Annotated in this window: 20 protein-coding genes; 11 read left to right on the forward strand and 9 right to left on the reverse strand. The window is 58.1% G+C overall.

The window, feature by feature from the left end; all coding sequences use genetic code 11:
- Nucleotides 1-202, forward strand: a 202-nt coding sequence (locus K1Y02_09540; GenBank protein ID MBX7256591.1) for a hypothetical protein, incomplete at its 5' end; no start/stop codon positions are given.
- Between the two features lie 30 nt (nt 203-232).
- Here the strand turns inward: K1Y02_09540 and queC are convergent.
- From queC to K1Y02_09570, 6 genes are all read right to left on the reverse strand, one after another.
- The gene (gene queC / locus K1Y02_09545) at nt 233-925 is read right to left on the reverse strand and encodes a 7-cyano-7-deazaguanine synthase QueC (protein ID MBX7256592.1); all 693 of its coding nucleotides are present in this window, start codon (nt 923-925) and stop codon (nt 233-235) included.
- 48 nt (nt 926-973) lie between these two features.
- On the reverse strand, nt 974-4,138 hold the full coding sequence (locus tag K1Y02_09550; protein MBX7256593.1) for an AAA family ATPase: 3,165 nt from the start codon (nt 4,136-4,138) through the stop codon (nt 974-976).
- Nucleotides 4,139-4,141: 3 nt separating this feature from the next.
- Nucleotides 4,142-5,293 (reverse strand): DNA repair exonuclease, encoded by a 1,152-nt coding sequence (locus K1Y02_09555; protein MBX7256594.1) that lies wholly within the window; start codon nt 5,291-5,293, stop codon nt 4,142-4,144.
- A 505-nt stretch (nt 5,294-5,798) separates the two neighbouring features.
- Nucleotides 5,799-6,236: an acyl-CoA thioesterase gene (locus K1Y02_09560; GenBank protein ID MBX7256595.1), complete on the reverse strand. Its 438-nt coding sequence runs from the start codon at nt 6,234-6,236 to the stop codon at nt 5,799-5,801.
- 2 nt (nt 6,237-6,238) lie between these two features.
- On the reverse strand, nt 6,239-8,257 hold the full coding sequence (locus K1Y02_09565) for a CocE/NonD family hydrolase (protein MBX7256596.1): 2,019 nt from the start codon (nt 8,255-8,257) through the stop codon (nt 6,239-6,241).
- 27 nt (nt 8,258-8,284) lie between these two features.
- A complete protein-coding gene (locus K1Y02_09570) occupies nt 8,285-9,277 on the reverse strand; it encodes an aldo/keto reductase (protein ID MBX7256597.1) in 993 nt (330 codons plus the stop codon).
- Nucleotides 9,278-9,508: 231 nt separating this feature from the next.
- Here K1Y02_09570 and tatC point away from each other — a divergent pair, with 231 nt between their 5' ends.
- The 5 genes from tatC (at nt 9,509) to K1Y02_09595 (ending at nt 14,354) form a co-directional block, all read left to right on the forward strand.
- Nucleotides 9,509-10,243 (forward strand): twin-arginine translocase subunit TatC, encoded by a 735-nt coding sequence (gene tatC / locus K1Y02_09575; protein ID MBX7256598.1) that lies wholly within the window; start codon nt 9,509-9,511, stop codon nt 10,241-10,243.
- Between the two features lie 6 nt (nt 10,244-10,249).
- On the forward strand, nt 10,250-10,726 hold the full coding sequence (tatB, locus tag K1Y02_09580) for a Sec-independent protein translocase protein TatB (protein ID MBX7256599.1): 477 nt from the start codon (nt 10,250-10,252) through the stop codon (nt 10,724-10,726).
- A gap of 270 nt (nt 10,727-10,996) precedes the next feature.
- Nucleotides 10,997-11,932: a hypothetical protein gene (locus tag K1Y02_09585; protein ID MBX7256600.1), complete on the forward strand. Its 936-nt coding sequence runs from the start codon at nt 10,997-10,999 to the stop codon at nt 11,930-11,932.
- Between the two features lie 123 nt (nt 11,933-12,055).
- On the forward strand, nt 12,056-12,997 hold the full coding sequence (locus K1Y02_09590; protein MBX7256601.1) for a bile acid:sodium symporter family protein: 942 nt from the start codon (nt 12,056-12,058) through the stop codon (nt 12,995-12,997).
- Nucleotides 12,975-14,354 (forward strand): glycosyl hydrolase, encoded by a 1,380-nt coding sequence (locus K1Y02_09595; protein ID MBX7256602.1) that lies wholly within the window; start codon nt 12,975-12,977, stop codon nt 14,352-14,354. Before K1Y02_09590 ends, K1Y02_09595 begins: the two co-directional genes overlap by 23 nt.
- Before the next feature lie 66 nt (nt 14,355-14,420).
- Here the strand turns inward: K1Y02_09595 and K1Y02_09600 are convergent, their stop codons facing one another.
- A complete protein-coding gene (locus K1Y02_09600) occupies nt 14,421-15,317 on the reverse strand; it encodes a hypothetical protein (GenBank protein MBX7256603.1) in 897 nt (298 codons plus the stop codon).
- A 1,211-nt stretch (nt 15,318-16,528) separates the two neighbouring features.
- Between K1Y02_09600 and K1Y02_09605 the strand changes: the two genes are divergently transcribed.
- The 3 genes from K1Y02_09605 (at nt 16,529) to K1Y02_09615 (ending at nt 19,237) form a co-directional block, all read left to right on the forward strand.
- A complete protein-coding gene (locus K1Y02_09605) occupies nt 16,529-16,795 on the forward strand; it encodes a hypothetical protein (GenBank protein MBX7256604.1) in 267 nt (88 codons plus the stop codon).
- Nucleotides 16,796-16,900: 105 nt separating this feature from the next.
- The gene (locus tag K1Y02_09610) at nt 16,901-18,019 is read left to right on the forward strand and encodes a Gfo/Idh/MocA family oxidoreductase (GenBank protein ID MBX7256605.1); all 1,119 of its coding nucleotides are present in this window, start codon (nt 16,901-16,903) and stop codon (nt 18,017-18,019) included.
- A gap of 102 nt (nt 18,020-18,121) precedes the next feature.
- On the forward strand, nt 18,122-19,237 hold the full coding sequence (locus K1Y02_09615; protein ID MBX7256606.1) for a 1-acyl-sn-glycerol-3-phosphate acyltransferase: 1,116 nt from the start codon (nt 18,122-18,124) through the stop codon (nt 19,235-19,237).
- A 6-nt stretch (nt 19,238-19,243) separates the two neighbouring features.
- Here K1Y02_09615 and K1Y02_09620 read toward each other — a convergent pair whose 3' ends face one another.
- Nucleotides 19,244-22,573, reverse strand: coding sequence for a PAS domain S-box protein (locus K1Y02_09620; GenBank protein MBX7256607.1), 3,330 nt, complete (start codon nt 22,571-22,573; stop codon nt 19,244-19,246).
- Nucleotides 22,574-22,885: 312 nt separating this feature from the next.
- Between K1Y02_09620 and K1Y02_09625 the strand changes: the two genes are divergently transcribed.
- Both K1Y02_09625 and K1Y02_09630 read left to right on the forward strand, forming a co-directional pair.
- Nucleotides 22,886-24,103 (forward strand): NTP transferase domain-containing protein, encoded by a 1,218-nt coding sequence (locus K1Y02_09625; GenBank protein MBX7256608.1) that lies wholly within the window; start codon nt 22,886-22,888, stop codon nt 24,101-24,103.
- Nucleotides 24,104-24,226: 123 nt separating this feature from the next.
- Nucleotides 24,227-24,811, forward strand: a complete 585-nt coding sequence (locus K1Y02_09630) for an acyloxyacyl hydrolase (GenBank protein MBX7256609.1) — start codon at nt 24,227-24,229, stop codon at nt 24,809-24,811.
- Between the two features lie 48 nt (nt 24,812-24,859).
- Here the strand turns inward: K1Y02_09630 and K1Y02_09635 are convergent, their stop codons facing one another.
- Complete coding sequence (locus tag K1Y02_09635; GenBank protein ID MBX7256610.1) at nt 24,860-25,951, reverse strand: beta-lactamase family protein; 1,092 nt, start codon at nt 25,949-25,951, stop codon at nt 24,860-24,862.
- Between the last annotated feature and the right edge of the window lie 29 nt (nt 25,952-25,980).

Genomic DNA, 25,980 nt, shown 5'->3' on the forward strand with positions numbered 1-25,980 from the left:
GCGCGCCATCGCCTTCCTCGAACTTGCCAAAGTCCTTGCGACGCTGCTGCTTGGACTCTTCGTCGTTCCCCGCTACGGAGCGTGGGGTATGGCGTGGGTCATTGCCGCCGTGAAAGGCGGCGTGGGCATTGCCACGTATCTCGTAGCGGCAAGATACGCTCAAATGGAAGAATCGGGAACAGGAACTGCGCCAGCGGTGTGAATTCCTGCTGGGCTCTGCGCGCGCACGAGATTAGTCGTAGGCGATGGGGTCTTTTAAGCCGGCTTCGCGAAAGGCATTCATGCGTTCGACGCAGGTTGGGCACGTGCCGCACGCGTTGTCCGATCCGCGGTAGCAGGACCACGTGTAGGAAAAGTTGACGCCCAAGGCTGCGCCGAGGCGGACGGAATCGACTTTCTTACGGCGGATAAAGGGCGCGTGAATGTTGACGGGTTTACGGCGGTTCAGCGCGAGTACGCTGTTGACTCGTTCGAGGAAGTCGGTCGTGCAGTCCCAATAACCATATTCGTCCAAGGCTTGTGCTCCGTAGAAGACATCGAAGATTCCGCAGGATTCGGCGTAGGCGGCAGCTACGGACAGCAGGATCATGTTGCGGTTTGGAACGTATGTGGGAGGTTGCTCAAGGTCGGCGGCAGAGAGATCCTTCAAATCGGGGACGGCCTGTCCGCCGCGCACCAACGCGGAGGTGCTGCGCACGAGCCCACCCAGGAACGACAGATCGACGATGCGATGCTGCTCGACTTCGGCGGCATCCGCCTGCCATTTGGCGCAGTCGAGTTCCTTTGAGTGGCGCTGGCCATACTCAAAGCTGAGTGCATAGACGGGGCTGCGACGCAGATCGCGCAGCACATGAAACAGGAGCACGGAAGAGTCGAGTCCGCCGCTAAGCAGGACGACAGCGGCGTTTGATTGGGTGTTTGGCATGGCGAGCGCTCCAAGTTGGCTTCGGCCAAGTTTACGCGGGCAATGTTATTAGAGTGTAAGGATTGGAACACCGCTCACGGTGGCAGCTTCGGCAACGTCGTGCCGGCACGTGAACAGAAGTATCTGGTTGGTCTCGCCGATGCGCCGCAACACGTTGAGCGCCTTGGAGAGACGGTCGTCGTCGTAGTTGGCAAAGGGATCGTCCAGGAGCAGCGGAATGCTCTCGCCGCTGTCACTGAGGCTCTTGACCAGGGCGAGCCGCAAGGCCAGGTAGATCTGGTCAACGGTGCCTTTGCTGAGTCCGTTGCGCGGATTCTCGCTCAGCTTCTTCGTCTGCGGGATTCGGACTGAGATGCGCAGGTCGCGGCCGATAACCAGTTCGTTATAGGCGCCGCCCGTGATCTCGCGCAGGTACGCGCCGGCGAGTGTGGCCATGCGCGGCGCGATCCGGGAATGACGGTCGCGGGCAACTTCTTCGATCAGCGCCGCGGCGTAGGCGCCGGCTTCCAACTCCAGTTCCATGCGTTCGATGCGGGCCTGCACGACGGCGAGGTCTTCGTCGATTTCGCTGAGCGAGCGTTGTCCGGCGGTGCGTTTGGCAATTTCGAGTTGCAGGTCGTGTTCCTGTTTCGACCGGGCGGCCAGGGCGGTGCGCAGGCTTTCCAGCTCTTCCTTCACGACGGTAGGCAAGCGGCGGAACGACTCTACAGCGGGGCCGTCTTTCTCAACAGCTTTGCGCAGGGCCTCGAGCGATTCGCCCATCAGGAGCGAATCCAGTTTCTCCTGAAGCCGTGAACGTTCTTCCCATGCGTCGCGATACTGTTTGGCCTGCTTGGCAAGTTCGTGCCAATGTTCGATGGAATCCGCGCCACCCAAGGCCAAGCGCCGCGCGAGACCCTCTTCCTGCTTGGCTTGATCTTTCAGTTCCGCTTCAAGACGCCATTCGAGGGACGCGGCCCGTTCCTTCAGCACGTCGATGCGGCCGCGTTTCTGGCGAAGGTCGGCGCTACGGATACGGTAGGCGCGCAGGGCGCTCAGCGCGCTGGTGTATTTCGATTCCTCGCGGAATCCGGAATCGCGCATGGTTTGGCGGACGTCCAACGCGCGGCTGACTTCTTCGCGGCGGCATTCCTCAAGTTCCTGGCGCACCTTTTCGCATTGCGCTTCCAACTGCGCAGGCCGGTCCTTACTCTCGGAGAGGCGGCGTTTGGCATCGCGCCATTCCTGATAGCGTGCGATGGTGCGATTGACGGCGTTCTGAATATCGTCTTCGTCGGCGACAGTCTCGCCAAACTTCTCGAAAGTCTCCTTCACTTTCACAAAAAGATCGCGAACCCGCTCATCGCCTTCTTCGGCAAGTTGCTCTTGTTGCGACATGGTTTCGCGCAGGGCTTTCAGTTCCGCGCTGGTTCGCGTGTACTGCTCGTAGAGCGCGTCCAACTCGCGCAACGACGCAACGCCCGCCTCCGCAATGGCTTTGTCGATTCGCTCACGGCGCTCTTCGGTTTCTTCGTCGAGGCGCAGGAGATCGTCCTGTATTTCGAGGACCTCCATGTGCGCGCGGCGAGCCGCTATCCGTCCTTGAATCCACGCCGCGATGGATGCGATGAGCAAGATCGTGCACAAGATGGCGGGGATGTAAAGATAGGGTTTCTCGAAGTACGCCGATGCGATGAAGAAGCCTGCGCTAAACAGGGTCAGAATTCCCGCGCCCCACATGAATCCGGGAGCGCTGACATCCTTTCGCTGGGCCAGCGTGCGCGAACGCTCCAACGACGCTTGAAGCGCCGCGGTCTGTTCGCGATGGACGCGCAATTGAACTTCGTATTCGCGGGCTTCGGCATGGAAGTCTTCGAATCGTGAAAACACCCAGCCGGGTTTCACGGCAACGGACTGGCGCTTGTCGACGGATTCGCGCAAGCGGCGCAGTTTCTCCATTTCGTTGTCGCGCGACTGCACCGCCAACCGAAACGACATCGCGAGCTGGCTGAGCCATTCAACCGGATCGGTATCGATGGTGCTGAAGTCCGGGGCCAGTTCGAGATCGCGTTGCGCCTGCGCTGAACGCTGTTCGGCCTTTGTCCGCTCCTCTTCCAGAGCTTCCAGACGTTCCGTGAGGCGTGTGATGCGCGCCTCCAGGTCACCCAGTTCGCGTTCTGTGTGTTCTGGAACGTCGTTGGAAGCGGGGCTGTCCGCGCCGCCAAAGCGTTCCATCTCCGTCTGCAACTGCCGCTGCAGGTCGTCCAACTCGACGCGGGTGCGTTCCACTTGGGCGCGCGCGGTGGCGACGCCGTTGGCGGCGCGCTGCACTTCGGGCGTGTGCTCGAGCGGGAATTCGCGAACGCTGCTCAACGCAAAGCACTTTTGCGTGACGTCGTCAATGCGAATCTGGATGCGCTGGACTTCAATAAAACGCTGGAGACGGTCGCGGCTTTCGATCGAGTGAAGCTCGTCTTCGCATTGCGCCCTGCGCCGGTTGAGCGACGCGATCTCCTCGCGCAGGCCGGTACGCTCGCGTTCGAGTTCCGTGATGGCCTCGTGCGATTTGAGCGACTCGGCGCGTTCGCGTTCGAGTTCTTCCCTCCGTGCCAACGCAATGGGCAAAGGCTTGCTCGTCTCGACGGAGGGGCGCCCGATCGCGAGGATGCGTTCCAGCAAGCGCTGCTGGGCCGTATCGGCGGAAGCAGAATCTTCCGAGGAGTCCGCGAGGCAGAGAATGCGTTCGCGTATTTGTTCCAGGGCGTCCTCGTCACCGAGGTGCTCAAGCGTCAGGTGACCGATGGTGGCCGTGTTCGTGAATACCGCCTTGGTCAGGCCAAGGTGACGTTCGGCGAAGTTGGGCTCGTTGTTGCGATAACGCTCGAACTCCTCCGTGATCTCCCTGCCGTGCGTGCGGTTGAAAACGTGGACGGCGTCCTGTTCCGAATTAAAAGAACGATGGACCTCGATTTCGAAACCGTTGTCAAGAAGGTAGGTGAGCCGGCCGGAGTAGCGTTCCGGGTGACGCCACGGACGGCGCAACTCGTGCGACTCGTCGTAATCGGTGGGCGAGGCGTTGCGCTTCTGACCGTAAAGCATGTCGGAGATGAAATGCCGGAGCGTGGTCTTGCCTTGCTCGTTGGGTCCGAGGATGATTTGCAGACCGGGTGTGAGCGTAACCGACTGGCTCGCAAACCGGCCATAACCGTCTATCCAGAGTCGGGCGATTCGCATGCGTCACCCCTTTTCCTGCGGTACGGCAGGAAGGACAGCGGAACGGTAGGCCGACACACCCAGTTCACGGGCTCGTTCCAGCACGCGGCGGCGGCGCAGGTCGGTTGTATCCACCAATTCGGCGTTGATCCGCGCCACGAACGCGCCCTGGCTCGTGCAGTCCCGCGCGAGAACTTCGTAGTCGTCGGGCAGGCGCATCGCATCAACGAAGGAAACAAATTCGAAATCATCGGCAAGACGCGCGCGCATGGCTTCGAGCTCATAGCGCCATTCCGGGCGGCCCGTTCCGGCGAGAGTCACCTGAACGATACGCGTTTGCGCGCCATCGCTCGGCAACGCGCGCACTGCGTCGACTATCTCCTGGGTCGTCGTAAAAGATGAACAGTCGATCGTGTGCGCGGAAAAGACCGCCTTGGAACACGCAACGGGGCGGACCTGCACACCGCCGGCGTCAATCTCGACTTCCAGATAATGCCGCATGCCGGTGTCGGAGAAGCTGAGGCCTTCCGGAGCGCCCGAGTACTGGATGCGGACGCCCTGCTCGGTTTCGAACGAGCGCATCAGGTGAATGTGACCGAGCGCCATGTAGGAAAGTTCCGGCAACGTCAAGGAGTGGGCGAGGAAAGGCGCACAGAGCGTCTTGCCCAGCGGGGTCGCACTCTTCTCGGCGCCGTGCGCGACAGCGACATGTACTTTGCCGTCGGGCGTGAATTGCAGTTTCGTGAAAGGATTCGACGAGGGTTCGGGCCCATCGAAACCGAACCCGTGCACCGTGAGATCGCAATTTTTGAGCGTCTTGGACGTCCAATTGGGCGAAGTGAAGATCGTGACATTGTCCGGCCACACTTCGGTGGCGTAGGGCGAGCCGGGAACGTAAGGGTCCCGGTTGCCCGCGGCAATGAAGATTGGAATCGGAGCGACAGCGTCGAACTCGGCGCGGAGAAACGTGACGGTGTCGCGCGTGATGCGATCGTGCTCGAAGAGGTCGCCTGCAATCAGCACGGCATGCGCAGGCCACTCGACCGCGCGCTGCAAGATGCGATGCAGGAGGTCCCGCAAGCTCTGTCTGCGGCGGTTGCCTTCCGCGGGCCCCAGACCCACGCGCGCAAAACACGCGTCCAGATGCAGATCCGCCGTATGAATGATTCGAATCACGTCCCTAACCCGGATTTCTCACGAACACACTTGAACCTCTTCTCGCAACCAGTGTGTTCGTGAGACTTGCAGCGAAAAACAGAGCGTTTCTCCGAAAACAAAGTGTGTTCGCGAGAAATCCTCATGGCATAACCTCAACGTCTTGCACGTGAGCAATTTGCGTCGGCGCTCAATCGCGCCTGCGCAAATTGCGGACTAAGCCCATCTTCCCCGGCGCTTGGCTGTCCGGCGCATCGCGCGACACACCCTTGTGCCGGAAGCACACGTCCCATGACGGGGCCACCGCCGGCCCCTGGAGCGCCCTATCATACCGAGTGCGCCAACGAAATGCATGCACAAGGTGACAAGCGGAACACCGAATCAATCAACAGACTATTGCGCCGGGCAAGCCAGGCCCCGTTCGACGGCGTACGTCCCTGGATGACTCTCCAGAGGGTGTTTGGTGGGTTTGAAGACTCAGCCCGTATTTGAATAGCGCGTAGGTAGCGTACCGGAATCGCAGATTTCAACCTCCGGCTTCGAATTCCTCTCCCTCCACCATCCGAATCAGATCCCGAAGGTGGTCGGGGATTGGGGTAGACTTTCCCATGCGGTAATCGACGTACACGATGACGGATGTGCCGTCGGCGATGACGTCTTCTGTGCCAGTGCGTACGAGGATATGTTCGAACCCGAAACTGGAGCGGCCAATCTTCGTCACGCGAATGCCTACTTCGAGTTCCGCGGGAAAATGGAGCTGTTGCCGAAAGTTAATCGTCGCCGAAGCCAACGCGGGCGCCACGGGGTTGGATTCGGAACGGTCTTTGATGCCAAGACGTTCGAAATAGGCGATGCGACCGCACTCGAAATACGTAAAGAACACCGCGTTATTGACGTGGCCGTAGGCGTCCATGTCGCCCCATCGCACGCTAACCGGCGTCCACACTTTGAATCGGTCGCGCATAGCTACTTGGCTTTCCCCGGGATAACCGGCAGTTCGATACGCGAGGGTTTCGCGCCTCCCCGGTGCACAGCAATAGCGGTGGAAATGTTATCCGGTGCGGAAGGGTCATTCTTCGGACTCTGCGCCGGGTTCAAAGTGAATGTGGGATAGTCGGCTCCTGCGATACTCACGCGAATGCGATGCCCCTTGCGAAACACCCACGACGTAGGAAAGAGATCGACAACTAGTTCGACCACCGCGTTGTTTGCAAAGACCTGAGGGTTGTAGTCCGCCTTCTCGAATCCATGCCACGGCAGTTCCGGCTTGACGTCGATGCCGGTCGTGCCGCGCAGGATCATGCGATTGTTGTCGTGTAGTCCCGCGAACCCTGCGCGCAACTGCCCCTCGGTTACCAGCAATGCCTCGCCACGCTCATCTACATCCTCCAGATACACAAAGAAATCCGCGTCTGGCGCAGTCGAAGACGCGTTGATATGAACGATTGGATGTCCCGTGACCTCCGTGTCGTTGTCCAGCGGCACCGAGGTATACGTCAGGCACTGTTTGTCTTTTTCCGTTCGCACGGGCGGAGCGTCAGGCCATTGAACGCCGATGCCAAGCCATCGATTGCCCTTCGACTCCGTATAGGTCGAACTGTGCGTGAGGTCGATGGTGTAGTCGTCGCTCCAATCCGAGCCGGCCTTTGAGACAAGTCCATGGCCCTCGGCAAAGTAGAAGGGCGTGATCACTTGGCGAGCCAACGGCCACTCGTTCTCGAAACGCCAGCCGCCGCCATGCATCACGTAGATGCAGATGGGCGGTTCCTTGTCGATGCCATTGTCTATCCCCTTGAGGTAATGGTCAAAGAAGCGCAGATGCTCCGCCCAATAGCGAGCCGGTATGGAATCGCGGTCTTCGCCCAGGTACTTCCAGAATGGACCCTGCTCCGGCTCGTGATACCCGACGGTAATCAACAGCTTCGATGGATTCGATTCGCGCATCGTGCAATACAGCTCAAACGTACCGCGCGCGAATCCGTCGAACCACGCACCAATGTTGTAAATCGGAATCTTTGACTTCATAACGCCCGGCACGTGACCTCCGGGGCTGAGCACGTACATGTCCAAACCGTCGGCTATCGGTGAATCCAGGAAGTTTGCCTTCGACGCCCAACTGTTGTAGTCGAAATTCCTTGTGTGTTCCTTGGTCGCTTCGTAGTAGATATTTTTCCGGAGAACGCCATCGCGGTACTTGGGTTCGCCATTTGTCAGAAAGGACCCGGTGGCGGGGTCATACTCCGGAATCTCGTCGGCCAAGTCTCCATCGCCGTCTTCATCCACGACGGGCTTCGTCGGGCGAATACCACCGTCGGGCACAAAGCAATTGCGCGTAATCAGCGCCATGTATTCGGAGAATCCGGCCATGAAACCTTGTAGGTAGATGCCTCCCGGATACACTTCTCCGGAAAATCCGTCCAGCGGAATTACGGTGGGGATGATGCATTTCAATGCCTTTGGCATTCGTGAAGCCGTCGCCGTTTGCGACCAACCCAGGTACGAGGCCCCCTTCATGCCCACGTTGCCATCGCACCACGGCTGTGCGGCGATCCAATCCACCAACTCCTTGCCGTCGTCGCAAAGCCGCGGCATGAAATCGATCATCCATCCCGTGGACGCGCCCGTGCCGCGCATGTCCGCGCGCACAAATACGTAGCCGTGCGATACAAAGAGTTTGCAGTCCGCATCTTTGCGCGAGTCTTCGATTTCGCCAGTTGCCGGATTCACACGCGAACGCTGATACGGTAGGTACTCGACAATGACTGGAAACGACGATTGGGCAGGGCCGTCCGCGGGGGTATACACATCGACTGCGAGCTTCGCGCCATCCGACATGGGCACAAAGGCCGATTGTACGCCGACACCCTTGTACTCCGCCTGCGAATAGCCTGCGTAGGAGAAGGGCTTGCTGACCCTCTCCTGCGAAGAAGCCGAAATCGCCAAGATTATGCTCAGGAAGATGTGTGCAGCGTATCGAGGTTTCACGTGTTTATCCTCCGCAAAATCGTTGCCTCACACCGGCTCGCCAAGCGCTTCCACGGCTTCGCGAATGGTCTTGAGTTCGTCCTCGGACAACGTAAACTCAGCCGCCTTGGCGTTCTCCGCGACCTGCTTCTCGTCACGCGCGCCAACGATAGCGGTTGTGAGTCCTTTCTGAGAGAAGACCCAATTTATCGTCAGTTGCGACAACGTGACACCATGTCCGTCGGCAATCGGGCGGATGGCCTCCAACATGTCGAGCACCCGCTTGCGGTTCTGAGGCTGAAACCATGGCCGCTCAGCGCGCGCGTCGCCGTCCTTAAACGTCCGGTCCATGGTGACTTTGCCTGTCATCAAACCTTGCGCAATCGGGCTGTAGGCCAACACGCCGATGTCATTCGCCACGCAAAACGGCAACACGTCTTTCTCAATGGCGCGCTGCAGGGGATTGTATTGCGGCTGGTCGCTCACGATAACACCGGACTTGAGGCACTCTTCCATCATTTCGACCGTGAAATTGCTGACTCCGATGTGGCGAATCTTCCCCTGCTTCTGAATGTCCAGGAGCGTCTCCATCGTATCTGCCAGAGGCGTGTCCACATCCGGCCAGTGGCATTGGTACAAGTCGATTACGTCCACCCCCAGCCGCTGAAGGCTTTGTTCAATCTCATGCCGAATGGACTCAGGGCGCAGACACCGGATGATATTGCGCGGAACGCCGTCGTTGTCTTTGGTCTGAAAGACCACCCGCCCGGATTCGAGGTCCCAGCGAACTCCGCACTTCGTGGCCACGATGACTTGGTCCCTACGCCCTTTGATGGCCTGGCCCACAATGCGTTCGCTGTGTCCCATGCCGTAGGTAGGCGCCGTATCGACGAGATTCATACCCGTGTCGATAGCGGCCTGGATAGAGCGAATCGCCGCCGCATCGTCCGTGCCGCCCCACATCCAACCGCCGATGGCCCAAGCCCCATACGAAACTACCGGCACGCTCAGGTCGCTCCGGCCAAGTATTCTGTATTGCATAACGAGAGACTCTCCTCATGGTCTGGATAAACCGCTGGTCTTTCCTTATATGCCACAGGGTAACGAGGATCAACATTTGGGAGGAATTCGCCAGCTCTCGCCTTCCCCGGGTAATTCCCCGGACAATCCCCCACTTGCACGCGACACCGTAAGCAGGTACGATCTCCCGATGTCTCACAGGTGGAGTGCGGCTGCCGCTCACTACCTGACCGGCTTTACAGGAGTGCACGAGTGTTCGAAGACGAAGCGCGAATGACGTTTACCGAGCATCTGGGGGAACTGCGTACAAGGCTGATCCGTGTGTGCGCGGGCCTTATCGTCGTCTTCGGCGTGTGCTTCGCGTTTTCGGACCACCTGTTTCTCCTCCTCCAGAAACCGTTGAAGAATCCTCAGCTTTCCTGGTTGAGTCTGGATCCCATGGAATCGCTCATGGTTTACCTGAAGATTTCGGGGTACTTCACGGTCGCCATATGCCTTCCTCACATTCTTTTCGAATTGTGCGGTTTTGTATTCCCCGGCTTGAGGCCCAAAGAACGACGCGCCGCGATGATACTTCTCGGCGGGGGAAGCCTCCTTGCGATTGTCGGGGTAGCGGCTGCCTACTTTGTTGTCACGCCTCAACTTATCAACGTCATGATACAGTGGACGCCCGAAACGGTGACCCAGAGTTTACAGATGAAGGCGACCATTTCCTTCATCCTGATGCTTCTTCTCGCATTTGCGATCGCATTTCAGTTCCCCATGGTTGTGCTGATCCTTGTCTACCTGGGGGTCGTCTCGCCTCAATTTCTCAAGGCCCAGCGGCGAGTTGCGTTCGTGCTTCTGGCTGTTGCTGCAGCCGTACTGACTCCGACAATCGATCCCCTGAGCATGATGGTCATGTGGGTGCCGCTTGTTATCATGTATGAAGCGTGCATCTGGATTGCAGTGCTGCTGGTACGGCGGCGCGAAAATACAAGCGGGTAGTCTGCCATGTTTAACAATATAGGCATCACGGAGATGCTCGTCATCGCGGCCGTGGCGCTCTTAATCCTCGGTCCGGACAAGTTTCCTGGGCACGCCAAGATTGCCCTTCGTTTCATGCGCGACATCCGCTCTTACTGGGAAGAAGCCAAACGCGATATCGCCGAAGAAATAAAGCCCTTCAAGAAAGAGCTTAAGGAGTTGGAGAAGATTAAGCCGGAGGAATTCATCGATTCTCTAACCGGTGAGGACGAATCCAACAAAAGCTCCGCCGCAACGTACGGAGGGGCATATTCCTACAGCGATACTTCCGTACCCGCTTCGGCGGCGGACTCCTCCGAAAAAAGCGAGCCGGAGCCCGCACAGCGCTCCGAGAGTACGTCGTGGGAACGGCCCGAAGGCTCCGAACCCTACAATCCCTCCGCATCCACTGACTCAGACAACGCTTCGGAGACGGGGAAGAAGGAATTCTATCCCACAGATTAACCGCCGAGCAGCCCGATTCGGTACGTGTCCTTGTCACGCGGTTGATTGAGTGGCGTAGCCGGTTCCCATGGGATTTTGGGACCGCCACCGGGCGAGCCGAAAACGCCATTGCCCTACACAAACCCAGCCAATCCGAGCGCGACACTCTCGCCGCCCTGGGATATGTGTGATCGATATCTCTGCCTTCCGTCATGTGAGCCTTCAGTAGTCCATGTCCTATCATGGGCCCCGTTTCCTGGTGATACACAGCGAACTGAAAGGAACTCTCGCATGCCTTTTCGGAAGTACGGACCTCACCTGTACGTCCTCATATTCATCGCTATTGGGTTTGCGTGCCGCGCCTTTGCCGCGGCCCAGGAAGAGGTCGAGCTCGTCCCTGTTCATGCCGAAGGGATCGAGAACGTGTTTCGCATCGGTGAATCGCTCTATTCGGGCAGCGCCCCCGATTCTGGCGCGGCCTTTGAATCGTTGAAGCGTCTCGGGATCAAGACCGTCATATCGGTGGACGGTTCCAAACCAGACGTCGATGCCGCGCACAAGGCGGGCTTGCGTTATGTGCACATCCCCTTCGGCTACGACGGCATCTCGCGCGAGCGCGCACTGGAGATTGCGAAAGCGCTGCAATCCTATCCCGGACCGTTCTACATTCACTGTCACCATGGCAAGCATCGCGGACCCGCTGCCGCCGCCATCGCGCTGATGTGCACCGACGGCTCGTGTTCCACAGCAAGAGCCTTGGAGGTAATGAAAGCGGCTGGGACGGACCCCCGCTACAAAGGTCTCTTTCGCAGCGTCGAGGAATTTGCGCGGCCAAGTTCGGATGACCTCCAGAAGGTCGCGGAAACGTTGCCCGAGGTTGCGCAGACGGATGATCTTACCCAGGCCATGGTCGAAATCGATCGTCACTGGGACAATCTCAAAGCAGCAAAAGCCGCAGGCTGGAAGACGCCGCCCGATCATCCGGACATCGACCCAGCCCACGAAGCGCTCCAAGTGGTGGAATTGTATCGCGAAATTGGCCGCATGCAGGCAGTGTCGAAACGACCCGAAGATTTTCGCCAGATTCTGAAGGAGGCGGAAAACAGGGCTTCTGGTCTGGAGAAAGTGCTGCGCGAAAAGTACGTTCCGGCGGCTATTGCAGCGACATTTAGCGTCGCGGGCGAGAGTTGCACGGAATGTCATACAAAGTATCGAGACAACAAGTAGTTCACACACCGCCGTTGTCTCAGGTCTCCCGCAGTGCGGTTGATCGCGTTGAAATCCTCTGCGACACTGATTGGTGTTCCGCGTTGAAACTCCGTGGAGGGGGTCGTGCTACGGGCGCTGGCGATTTGGACCGACTTGTTTGTCCTGTGGGTGCTTCTGTTCTCGGCGGTTGCGTATGCCTTGCCTGCCCCGTTTCGCGCCCTGTCTCCCGCGATTGTGCCCGCGCTGGGCGTAATCATGTTCGGCATGGGCATGACATTGCAGCCCGCGGACTTTGCGCGCGTTGCCCGCATGAAACTCGCGGTCGCCTGCGGCCTCACGGCGCAGTTCCTGGTCATGCCGCTCACGGCATGGGCCATCGCGACGATCTTCCGGCTTCCGCCGGAGTTGGCTATGGGTTTCATCATCGTCGGTTCGTGCCCCGGCGGCACGGCCTCGAACGTCATCTGCTACCTCGCCAAAGCGGACGTTGCGCTTTCCGTTACCATGACCGCCCTCTCGACTCTTATGGCCATCGTTCTCACGCCCTGGCTGATCGGCGTTTTGGGTGGCCGCTTTCTACCGGTCAATTCGTGGGACCTCTTCATGAGCGTCGTCAAGATTGTGCTCGTCCCCGTTCTCGCCGGGTTCGGCCTGCGCAGGCTGTTACGCGAACAAACGCTGAACCGCTTCATCAACGTGTTCCCGGCGGTCTCCGTGCTTCTTATATCCCTGGTCATCGCGTCAATTGTCGCTTCCTCACGCGAGCGCATTCTCGACGCGCTCGGAACGGTCGGAATCTTAGTTGCGCTTCACAACGTTACGGGGCTAACGTTGGGCTATGCGTTTGCATCCGCACTGCGGTTGCCTGTCTCTGCCCGCCGCGCCATCGCCATCGAGGTCGGCATGCAGAACAGCGGTTTGGGCGTCGCTTTGGCGAAAGCGCACTTCTCGAATATCCTGGTCGCGTTGCCGTCCAGCGTATTCAGCGTAGTGCACAATTTATCCGGGTCCGCGCTGGCCGGTTATTGGAGGCGCAGCGGGCGAGACAAGGAGGGGGAACATGAACGTCGACGAGCGGATTAAGTTGGCCGATCTGGCCAAGCCATTGGAAGCATTTTTCACCCTATCCAGCGAGAAGCTGCGCCGCCTGGCCGCAGCATGGGACCCGGCGCAAGGATCGCCAGTGTTTACGCTCAACGGCAAATACACCACGCGCGGATGGACCGAATGGACCCAAGGCTTTCAGTATGGATGCCAGATTCTGCAATTCGACGCGACCGGTGACGAGACATTTCTTCGCCTGGGCCGCGAAAACACGCTGCGATTCATGGCCCCGCACGTGAGCCACATCGGAGTTCACGACCACGGGTTTAACAACGTCTCCACCTACGGCAACCTCAGGCGCCTGGCGCGCGAAGGCCGCGTGCAGGAATCGCGCGACGCCATGTTGCTCTTCGAACTGGCGCTCAAAGTCTCCGGGGCTGTGCAGGCCGCGCGCTGGACGCCCACCGCCGACGGCACCGGGTACATCTACTCGTTCAACGGCCCGCATTCTCTGTTCAGCGACACGATTCGCTCGTGCCGCGCGCTGATGCTGGCGCACCAGTTGGGCCACTGCCTCATGGGGGAAAACGACCGCAAGATTTCCCTGCTGGGCCGCGCCATCGAGCACATGCTCAACACGGCGCGCTACAACGTGTATTACGGCGAAGGCCGCGATGCCTACGACATACCGGGCCGGGTCGTTCACGAGAGCATCTTCAATACGGAAGACGGCCAATACCGCTGCCCGAGCACGCAACAAGGGTATTCGCCGTTCTCGACGTGGACCCGCGGACTTGCGTGGGTGCTCCTCGGCTTCGCGGAGGAAATGGAGTGCCTTGAAGCCATGCCCTACGCGGATCTAAAACCGTGGGGCGGACCCGCCGCGTTGCGCGCCATGATGCTCAAAGCGGCCACGGCAACCGCGGACTTCTACATCGCCAACACCGCCGCCGACGGCATTCCGTATTGGGATACCGGCGCACCGGGCCTGGTCTACCTTGGCGACTATTTGAAGGAGCCGTCGCATCCGGACAATCCCTACGAACCGGTGGACAGCTCCGCCGCGGCAATTGCCGCGCAGGGCCTGCTGCGCCTGGGCCGCGTGCTCGGCGCGAAGGGCCGACGCTATTGGCAAGCGGGAATGACCGTCGCGCGCACCTTGCTTGCGCCGCCGTATCTATCCGAAGACCTGAATCACCAAGGACTGATTCTGCATTCGGTGTATCACCGTCCGCGCGGATGGGATGCTATCCCCAAAGGGAAACGCGTGCCATTCGGCGAGTCGTCGATGTGGGGCGACTACCACGCGATGGAACTGGGCGTGTACCTGCTGCGGATGATCTACAGCGGACCTTATCTCGCTTTCCACGATCAAGCACCGGAAGCAAGGGCGTGATCTAATGAGTTCTCGCAGGAAGCGACCACGCGTGGATTTGCCTAGGCAGTAGTTAGCTGGGCACCTTTAGGACGGTATCGTGTCTAAGCAATCCCTATCGCATTTAGCGACTGCATCCAGCGGCCCGCGTCGCTTGCCCCAACAATTCGGACACTCGGAACCTTCGGGATAGAAATCCAAGGGAAGTGCCCACCCGCAGAGCAGACACTTACACCATTCATCGGAGACATCCACGATCCGTGCGCGCTTCCATTTCGGCGTGTATTGGGAGAAGCCTTTTCCCGAAGCTCGTCCTGTTTTGTCGGGCATGGGTAGCCGCATCACAAGGAGCATCCAGGGAGCAGTCTTTACAAATCCCGCCAGGACTAACAGCGCGAAGAGAACCACGCCTTTCGTTGTGGCGCCCGCTAGAATCCCCGCCGTTATCAAGAAGAACGGAAGTACGTACAGACCCAATCCCAACCGGGCCATAATGATCGGATGCTTGGTGCAGAGGACCTTTATGACAAGATATGTAAGTGCTGTCACTATGAGCACACCTATCAAGGCCCGATCAGAGTAGTACTTGGCAAGTGATGGCAGCATCAAGATCGTGCCGACGAAGACATGTGTCAGTAGCAGAGAGTAAGATTGACGGACATTGCTGCTGAATGCCTTGCGCTCGTCTGAGGGGTAGGGAAGTGCTACGCCGTTCCATGCAATGGCAACAGCCATTCGGTTTAGGACGTGGTAATGGCGCAACGCAAGCACGTCACCCGTCGAGAACCGGAAGACTACTCCGCGCCTTAGCTCTTTCTCAGAGAAGTCGCCGAGTATCTGTGAATTCAACTTGACGACTCGCCGACCATCGACTGTCGGGTTCGCGATGTCCACTGCATTCCTGACATCGTCCGCTGAAAGTGAATGCAGTCCAAGAATGTCTTCGGTCTGTGTGTTCACGGTGACGTCACCTTCGCTACACATACGACCTCCCTGAACCCCGTAATTCACCCCATTCATATCGACAGTGGAGTTCACTCTCGAACATGCACAAGATTAGTGCGACCCCTACCCTCTCGCATCAACTGGCATACCGATCTCGGAGCAAAGATGATCGGCATCAGCGACACTGCTCGAATGGCATATCGGGCCTCTGCGCGTGGTCCAACACTTTGGGCATTTGGTTCCTTCGGGAAACTCATCAACAGTAAGTTCTACTCCGCAGAATGCGCACCTTCCCCAAAGTCTAGGAACGTCTATCGCCTTTGCCCGTTTCCATCGCCGAAGGGAATACACGGCACTCTTGCCTGTCCGGCTCAGGTAAGCCCGCTCAAGCGCAATACGAAATGCTGTATATGGAGAGTCAAGAGCCTGACGCCACATACAGAGAACAAAAAAGATGAGAAGCGGATTTGGCACGTGCCACCAAAATACGAGAGATATCGAAACGAAACCAATACCCATTATGATGCAGGCCGCCAACCACAGACGATCCCTTTTCTGTCGGCGCTTCAGACCCCATGAAAGCAGACCGATCATGACAAGTGGCACAGCAAAGTACCGGCCTCCAGGCAAGGGAGACTTCATGAGAGGCTCAAGCAAGAGAACTGTCAATGCAACGGCCAGGTTCCACCAGACCAGAAAATCTGCCGCTACCTTGTATCCGTCTTGAATCCTGTCTTTGTGCATGGCGGACCCGGGAACCTGTTTGCCATTCCACAGGGCTTCCAGCGTTGGTCCGCCCCAGAATTCGCTTCTCTTCCGAATTGCCAGTTCTTGTCCGTCTGGAAAACGAAAGACGTACCCGAGGGAGAGATCCTTCCTGTCTTCATTAACAGCAAGGACGCAATTCCCCAGCATCACACACGATTTCTTATTCTTCGAATAATCAGCGAAATATACGTGCGGCCGATCATCATCTGAATCCTTGATCCCCGAGGTCACTACGGGGCCATCGCGTAAGACATCATCGCTCAGACTTCCGACAGGCATTCTCACTCCTTTGGCTGGTCCGCACTTCGCAAAGAGACACCGTCTCGATCTAGATTACTCCGATGCCACAACTAAGACAATGATAAGCAATGATTCAGACAACTCTTGAAACCGAAGCCCGTGTTTTCTAGCATGGGGTGAGGGAAACAGTGGGCATTACCGTACAGACTGCGGCCAAGTTAAGGCGCGTGAGGATTGATATCGTGGCAGACCATTCTGAATACATAGAACGGCATCGGAACTCGCGGCAATTGCCCGCCTTGGCCGCCGCGATTCCGACCGGGGCAATCGCGTTGGCCGTGGGCGCGACCATTGTCGCGCTGGCGTTTTGGCTCCTAAAACAGCGCGAGGCCCGAAAGAGCAGCACGTTTGTCGAGCGCGAGGTTACGTTCTTTCTTATGGCCCTTACCGTGTTCGGATTTGCGGCGGGATGTTGGGCCTTCGTGGTGTACGCGCGGTTCGCTGCGTAACGGCCATTAGCCGGCATCGGCCCAAGGCTACTGCACCGCGTCAGTGCCAGTCCATTTATCGTTTTACCAAGCAAAGGGGGAAGTGTGAAGACTGTCGGTATCATTATGAACGGCGTCACCGGGCGCATGGGAACCAACCAGCATCTGGTGCGTTCCATCCTCGCGATCCGCAATCAGGGCGGCGTTGCCATCAGCGATGGCGAAACGATCATGCCTGAGCCAATCCTCGTCGGGCGTAATGAAGCAAAACTGAAAAAGCTCGCTGATGCCCACGGCGGCTTACCATTCTCGACGGATCTTGCCGCGTTGCTTGACGACGCGAAGTATCCGGTCTATTTCGACGCGCAGACAACGCTGCGCCGTTACGAAGACGTGAAACGCGCCATCGAGAAGGGCAAGCACATTTATTGCGAGAAACCCGTCGCGACTTCTTCCGCCGAGAGCATGGATCTCTACCGGCTCGCCAAGGAGAAAGGCATCAAACACGGCGTGGTGCAAGATAAGTTGTGGTTACCCGGCCTGCGCAAGCTCAAGTACCTCATCGATACGGGCTTCTTCGGGCGCATCCTCTCCGTCCGTGGCGAATTCGGCTACTGGGTGTTCACGGGCGAGAACCAGCCCGCTCAACGGCCGTCGTGGAACTATCGCCAAAAAGACGGCGGCGGCATCATGCTCGACATGTTCTGCCACTGGCGTTACGTTATCGACAACCTGTTCGGCAACGTGACCGCCGTGTCCGCTCTCGGCGCGACGCACCTGCCTGACCGATGGGACGAGGCCGGCAAACCCTACATCTGCGACACGGATGACGCCGCCTACGGAACGTTCCAGACCGACCAGAGAATCATCTGCCAATTCAATTCGTCGTGGTGTACGCGCGTGCGGCGCGACGATTTGCTCACGCTCCATGTGGATGGCACGAAGGGCTCCGCGGTCGCCGGGTTGCGGCAATGCTGGACCCAGCACGACGCCGTCACCCCGAAACCGGTTTGGAATCCGGATATCGACAACCCCATCGACTTCTATGCCGCGTGGGAGCCTATGCCGTCCAACGTCGCGTATGACAACGCGTTCAAAGTTCAGTGGGAGCTGTTCCTGCGGCATTTGGTACTCGATGAGCCGTTCCGCTGGGGCTTGCGAGAAGGGGCCAAGGGAGTCCAACTCGCCGAACTTGGCTACGAGTCGTGGAAACAGCGCCGCTGGCTCGATGTCCCTGAGCTATGACCTGTTCATCAGACCATTGGCGTGGGCGCCGCAACCCCGGTTCGAAGACCTCGAATCGCCAAGTTGCCGCCTCTTCGTTCTCCCTGTAAAATCCTTGCCCAAATGACACTACTTGAGCTACGAGGTTGGTTTGTCCTTACGTGGCGGTTCATCCGCTACTTCGCCTACCGGTTTGGTATGGGTTCCCGCCCACAGTTTGTCGATATCTACCGAGAGGGCGTGCCAGTGCTGGACCGCCTGCTGGGCTGGCCCAAGATGCTGCGGTTTGAAGACGGCCACAATTGTCCGCGCCATGGGCCGGTCGTGTTCGCCGGAAATCATCAGAAGAAGGACGACCCCTTTTTACTGTACCGGGCGATTCATTATCTCTGCGACGCGTCCTACGCGGTGCGCTTCATGATGCGCGATGACTTCTTTGCGGGGATTAGCGCCGCGAAATCGCGTTTCATCGACGTAGACGAATTGGCTTGCATGGCAGGCGCGCTGCTCATCAGCCGCAGCAATGTTCAGTTGTCGCAAATGAAACCCTTCGTGAAGCTCCTGCGCGAAGGCAATGGATTCATCATGTACCCGGGGCGTTCCCGGTCGCGTTCAGGCGTGTTTATCGAATACCGCGACGGTATCGAAGAACCCGGCGGCGTCACCTTCTTCCTTGCGCAAGCACAACGTGGCCGCCCGGACCTCAGGATTCCGGCAGTTCCCTGCGCCCGAACGCACAACCCCACCACCAACAAGACGGTGATAATCTTTGGGGAGCCGCAGTATTTGCCGCATGACGCGGATCGTGCGGTGCAACGGGACCTCGATTTCAGGTTGATCGAGATGATGGGGGAACTGACCGAGGTGAACGCCGCGCACGTCACGGCCGGCATCCTCTACCTGCGTTGTCTGCACGGACACTCGGAATCCATTACCCTGCATCAGTTGAAAGCCGCCGTTAAGGAGGTTCTCGACGCCTGCCGCGAGCGCCGCGTCGAACCCGCATCGCGCAACGACCTCGATGGACAAATGAAGGCGGTACTGGCCTACCTGGAACGGGGAAAGACGATCGTGCGCACCGGCGATAGCGTCACGCCCAACGTGGACGTGGTGCTATCGGCGCCCGAATGGGACACGTCCTACGTTGAGAAGAACCCCTTGAAGCATCTAGTCAACCAAGTCCTTCATTTGTGGGACGTGGTGGCCGCCATTGAGTTTGCGGCATTCAAGACGTTTTAACGTAATTCAGTCTTGTAACGCTTCTCGAATCTTGCGAGCCAACGCTTCTTCCGTGAACGGCTTCTGTAGGAAATGCACACCCTCATCCAGCACGCCTTGATGCGCAATCACGTTGGCCGTGTATCCGGACATAAACAGACATCGCAGGTTCGGCCTAATTTCGCGAAGCCGCCTCCACGTGTCGCGTCCCGTCATTCCGGGCATTACAACGTCTGTTATCAGAAGATGGATTTCCGCCTGATGCTTTGCGGCGGTTTCAATGGCTTCAACGGGATTGGATGCAACCAGCACCGTGTACCCGAGCCGCTCAAGCATGCGCTGGGCCAGGCGAAGAAGAGCAGCTTCATCTTCGACAACCAGCACCGTTTCGACGCCGCGAGGAAGCTCTGCGATTTCCCGGGCCGGTTCGGAGGTTTTCTCATCCGTCTCGAGCAGCGGGAAGTAGATGCGAAATGTTGTGCCTTGTCCCGGTTCGCTGTACACGTTGACAAAGCCGCCGTTCTGCTTCACGATTCCGTATACGGTCGCCAATCCGAGTCCGGTTCCCTTTCCGATTTCCTTCGTTGTGAAGAAAGGCTCGAAGAGCCGCTCTTGCGTCTCTTTGTCCATGCCGCACCCGTTGTCGCTGACCGCAAGCAAAACGTACTTCCCGGGAATGAATCCGATGTGGTCCTCGCAGTACTCGCGATCGAACTCGGCGGAACCCGTTTCTATCGTAATCTTGCCTACATCCACGATGGCGTCGCGCGAATTCACGACCAGATTGGCAAGAATCTGGTTGAGTTGAGCAGGATCCATCTTCACCGGAAGACGATGATGGGAGGGTTTCCAGAGCAGGTCGATGTCTTCTCCAATCAGCCGGCTCAACATCTTCAGCATTGTCGCGACGGTATCGGTAAGATCCAAGACTTGCGGAGCAATCGTCTGCTTGCGCGCGAATGCCAGCAATTGGCGCGTAAGATCCGCCGATCTCCGGCCCGCCTTCATGATTTCCGTGATGCTTTCACGCACGGGATGCGCTGAATCCAGCGCGGCAAGTGCCAGCTCGCAGTGGCCGAGAATCACACTCAGCATATTGTTAAAGTCGTGCGCTACCCCCCCGGCAAGTTGTCCCACAGCTTCCATCTTTTGCGCCTGGACCAACTGCGATTCCAGCTTGGCCTTCTCTTCCTCGGCATGCTTACGTTCGGAAATATCAATCCCGAACCCCATGAGGTAGAGCTGTCCCTGGGCCTCAAACCGGACGCCGGTCATAAAGAAGGGAATCGCGCGTCCATCCTTGGACATTAGAGGGGCTTCAAGAACATTCACGCCCTTTCGCATCACCTCTTCGACGGCCCCAAGTACTGCTTCTTTCGCTTCGGGCACATGCCAATCCAGAATATGGCGATTGCGTACGTCCTGACTGCCAAATCCCAGGTATTCCTCGTGATTTTTGTTCCACATGACCAGGCGTAGTTCAGGATAGGTGTACAGATAGAAGATCCCTGGAAGACTCTCGAGCATTGCGCGAGTGAACGCCTGTTCACGAAGCAGCGCAGACTCCGCGTCCTTCATGGGGGTGATGTCCGTGTGCGTCCCAAGCAGGCGAAGCGGCCGGCCTTCTTTGTCCCATTCCACTATCTTCCCGGCGGATAGGACCCACTTCCAGTCTCCCGATTTGGTCTTTTGCCGGAATTCCGCGCGGAACTCGGGACGTTTTCCCTCGATGTACTCCTGATACGCCTGTTGGATCCTCTCCAAATCGTCGGGATGAATCCGGTCGCGCCAATTAAGGCCTGACTCCTTGAATTCCTCCAGCGTATAGCCAAGTATCTCGGCATACTCGGCGCCAACGACGGATTCTTCGGTTTGTACATTCAGGTCAAACAAACCCTGTTCAGCCGCCATCATCGCGAGCCGCACTCGTTCTTCACTTCGCCGGAGTTCTTCTTCCGCCGTGCGTTCCTTCGTTTGATCGCGAAAGACCAACACGACCCCGGTGATTGTCCCGGCTTCGTCGCGGATAGGCGCGCCGCTATCGGCTATGGGGCGCTCGGTGCCATCTCGCGCGATCAAGATCGTGTGATTGGCGAGTCCCACAATCTTGCCTTCTCGCAAGACGCGTTGTGCCGGGCTCTCGGGGACTTCGCCCGTCTCTTCCGACACAATCCGAAAGACTTCCTCCAGAAGAACCCCCTTGGCCTCGGTTTCTTTCCAACCTGTGAGCTGCTCCGCCACAGGATTCATCTGTACGACACGGCTTTCCTTGTCTGCGGTGATGACCGCATCGCCGATGCTATACAAAATGGTGCGGTACTCTTCCTGGGCTTCACGCCGGGCCCGTTCCGCCCTGAAGAGACTACGAAAGATATCCGTTTGCCGCAGTCGATACAGGTATGCGATACCCATCGCCATAAGACCCAAAAGCAAGGCGACGACAACGGCTATTTCCGCAGCCCTGTACCTGGCCTCGCTTAGAATTTCGTCCAGGTCAACTTTAGAAACGATAAACCACGGCGAGTGGGGTACGGGTTTCAGGTCTGCCAATACTTGGATGCCCCGATAGTCAAGGCCTTCAAATGGGCCCTGCTTTCCCTGCACCGCTTGCGCCGCAGGTAAATCGGACCTGGTAACTGGAAATCTGAGTTCGAGTGCCGATCCCTTTTTATGCCGAAGCTCGTTGAGAAACACCACATCCTGTCCCTGCCGTTCGACAAGTAGCGTCTCGGCACTGGGGCTGGGGGTCGGCCACATCTGGAGTAAGGGGTACAGGTAATCATCCGCATCGCACCGGAGGACTAGATGCGCCATGAGGCGCCCAGCGTCGTCAAACACCGGACCGACTATGTCCACATAGACGTCGCCGTCATCCGCGCGATAGAAATCCGAGATGACCACGTCTCGTTGCTTCAGAGCAGCATTAACTGCATCCTTAACGATGGGAGGTACAGGGTCTGCCTTGTCTGACGCCGATACCAGAACCGTAGTGTCCGGCGTCAACAATTGCGCATCGGTATATCCGTATGCCTTCTGCTCAAGTTGCAGCCTGGATTTCCATTCTTCGCGCCTGCCAGGGACATCAGGATCTTCGAGGAACTCCCTCAGCGCCCGCCGGAAAAAGGGACTCCCTACGGTGTTCATCGCGTCGCCAATACGTTCTTTTCTCCATTGGATGATCTGACTCACCTTCAGATTTCCAATGGCAGACAATGCGTCTTGCTTTTCGTCGCGGATCTCTTTGGCTTCGCGCTGGTAATAGAAGAATCCGCCGATGGCAAGTACGAGGGCAAACGCGATATACAACAAGACCCAAACGCGCCATGAGGCGCCTTTGTGAAGCGTAGCCTCAGGCATCCGCCAAACCTCCCCCTAATCCCAATGGAGCCGACAGACCGGTTCTGGGCATGGTCATGGTAATTTGCGAGGGCAACGCAGGCAAAGCCCTTCGCCCCCTCTGTCAATCACCCCCTACAAATACTATATCGCAGAATGCGGCAAATGTGATACGCAATTCATGAGAAACAGGCATGAGTGAGGCGCTCACCGCCGCCAATTGCCCGGAGGCGGGCTCGTCGGCTACCATGCCGCGTCTGTCCAATGCGTTGCTCCATGCGCACAGACGCGTCCGGGCCAGGGGCAGCAATGTACTGATCGGGAGAAAGCACCATGCAGGCAGTGATCATGGCGGCGGGCAAGTCCACGCGCACCTATCCTTTGACTCTCACGCGCCCAAAGGCGTTGCTGAAGATTGCGAATCGGACCATCCTGGAACACCAACTCCGCGCGCTGCGGGGAATCGCGGATGAGGTCGTTTTAATTGTCTCTTACCTCAAGGAAATGATTGTCGAACGGTTTGGGAATTCCTTCGAGGGTCTCCCCATCCGGTATGTCGAGCAGACGGAGCAATTGGGTACGGGCCACGCCATTCTGCAATGCGCGGAAGTCATACGCGGTCCGTTCCTCGCCATGAACGGTGACGACCTATACGATCCCAAAGATCTTGCCCGTCTTGCTCAGACCGGCCAAGGCGCGCTGGCGATGAACGTTCCCGACCCGCGGTTGTACGGCATCTATGAAGTCGATGCGGAAGGGTGTGCCGTGCGGATCGTCGAGAAGCCCACGGAAATCTTCTCCACACTGGCAAACGTTGGCGCTTACAAGTTTGGGCGCGATGTGTTCGACATACTGAAATCGACGCCAAGATCCGAGCGTGGCGAAATCGAGATCACTTCGGCTGTCCAAACTTTGGCGCACCAAGGCCGCTTCAGAGTCGTGGATATGGAAGGCTACTGGCTGCCCATTGGGTATCCGTGGCATTTGCTTGATGCGAACGCGTATTTCCTTGAACACCTCCTCACTCCGGGAATCGAAGGCGAAGTGAGTCCGGCTGCGCATCTCACCGGCCCGGTTTACGTTGGACCGGGTTCGGTCATTCGAAGCGGCGTTGTCATTGACGGCCCGGTCTACATCGGCGCAAACGCCACGATTGGCCCCAACTGCTGGATCCGCCCTGGAAGCACCATAGGTGACCACTGCCGCGTTGGGCATTCGGTCGAAATAAAGAACTCTATCCTGATGGATTACGCGGCGGCTCCGCACCTGAGTTATGTCGGCGATAGCGTTATCGGGGAGCATACCAACCTCGGAGCAGGCACAATCACGGCAAACGTGCGTCATGACGGCGGAACCATCCCGACCGTCGTGAAGGGCGAGACTGTCGACACCGGCCGCAAGAAGCTGGGGTGTATCTTCGCGGACCACGTGCACACCGGGATCAACACCTCCATTTACCCTGGCCGCATGTTCTGGCCAAACACGTTTTCATTCCCCGGCGAGGCCGTGCGCAAACATGTCACGGAAACGAAGCGCCTGCCTCAACGTTGATAGTCAAAGTACGGCGTTCAATCACTGGCTCTATTCTTGACAGGTCTGCATACAGATCCTATTATTGCGACACATTGGCGATGAGCCAAGTCCTATTTGATGATTCATCGAGGGAGGAAGACCATGAAAAGGCCCGCAGCATACGCATCCCTGGTAGTAGCGCTCGCGGTAGTATCCGTATTTGGCGTCTTACCGGCGGCCCAAGCCGACGAGAGCGTTTCGTCCGGCCTTTTTGGCGGATTTGACGAAGGCCGCTGGAGAATTGAAGTGGGTGGCGCATCCGGTTTTGATTCGGGTAAGCGCGACCGCAATGGCGATTCCGTGATCACGGGTAACGTGGAATACGAGTGGCCCGTGTTTGCCCGTTGCACCCTGGGGCTACGCGCCTATCCGCTGTTCATCTACAACCAGGATGATGGCGATCCGACGGTGTGGGGCGGTGGCGTCGGCGTAGTCGGTCGAATCTACCAGCACAAAGAGGAGCGCACCGGGTTCTTCGTGGAAGGCGGCGTTGCCATCCTGGGACACGCCAACGAGATTGAAGACAATTCGTCCAACATCAATTTCCTACCGCAAGCGGGCGTAGGCTACCAATGGAAATCGGGTTGGCATACTACGATTCAGATTCAGCACATTTCCAACGGATCGTTGGCCAGCGAAAATGCCGGCGCGAACAGCATCGGTGTTGCCGTAGGTTTCACGTTCTAGCCTGAGGGAAGTTGCATTGAATAGGCCCGCCGGCCACCGGCGGGTCTTTTATTTTTCCTTCACGGCCTTGGAGAGCAGTGAGAACATCCGGTTCAGGGGATTCGATTCCTCCGGCATTCCGTCAATCACGGTATCGTTCCATGACATCACGATATCTTGAGACGGAAACACCGCCATCCCGCGCATGCCGTTGGCGTGACCGAGGGCCGCGAAGACATCTTCTGGTGCGTCGGGCCAATTGCGTTTGCCGTCGCGATCAACGCCATTCACCCACCACATGAACGAGTAACTGCCGCCGTGATCGGTTTGGTTGTCGGGAATCTTCTGCGAGCCGATCGTGCGCGCGCCGGGTAGCATGTCCGCGGCCACGCCAGACGTGCGTGGCAGACTTGCTGGGAGCGGGCTGGTAACGGCCATACGGGCGTGCTCGCGGCTCAGTAATCGTGTGCCGTTCCAATCGCCTTCGTGAAGGTAAAGATGACCAAAGCGGGCGAAATCGCGTGGCGATACTCCGAGGCGTCCGACGCGGTCTTCGCCGAACACGCGAAACGTGGGTTCGTCTTCGCAGTGGAGTGCGTCCGTTAATCCTGCATGCAGTACCTGTTCGTCGACGGTATCGTACGTAGCGCCGTAGACCTTAAGGAACAAGGTGTCGAAAAACAGGGCCGTTTGCCAGTCGTTGTAGTCGAAAGCGTCGCCGGGTTTCTCGGACACGCCATAGCAGGAGGTCTGCGTGACCAGGTGACGAAATGTGATGGAGGCGTCCTTGTGTCCAAGCGCGGGGTTAATATCTCGCAGCCCCGTTGTGAATTCGGACGCGCGCACATCCATATCCTTCAGCTTACCGGACTCAACGGCGCGAAGAAGAAAGTGGGCAAACCAGGGCTTTGCCGCGGAAGCCACGTCTCCTGCCTGGGCGACGTCACCCCACGCGTACACCATGCAGCCATGGCGTACGACACACCCCCGGCCCTGGCAGAAATCACGTATCGTATCGAGTGTTGCCGTGTCTAGACCGGCTTCCTCGGGAGTACGTTTTTCCCAAGTCGCCCCCGGAAAGACGGCGGATTGTGCATGGCTTTGTGCGGCCCACAGTGAGGCCGTTGCCCCCGCGAGGAGCAGCAGAATTCTCGTTTTCAAAAGGACCTCCTTCACAAGCGCCTTGACCA

This window comes from Candidatus Hydrogenedentota bacterium (genome assembly GCA_019695095.1).
GTDB lineage: Bacteria > Hydrogenedentota > Hydrogenedentia > Hydrogenedentales > SLHB01 > JAIBAQ01.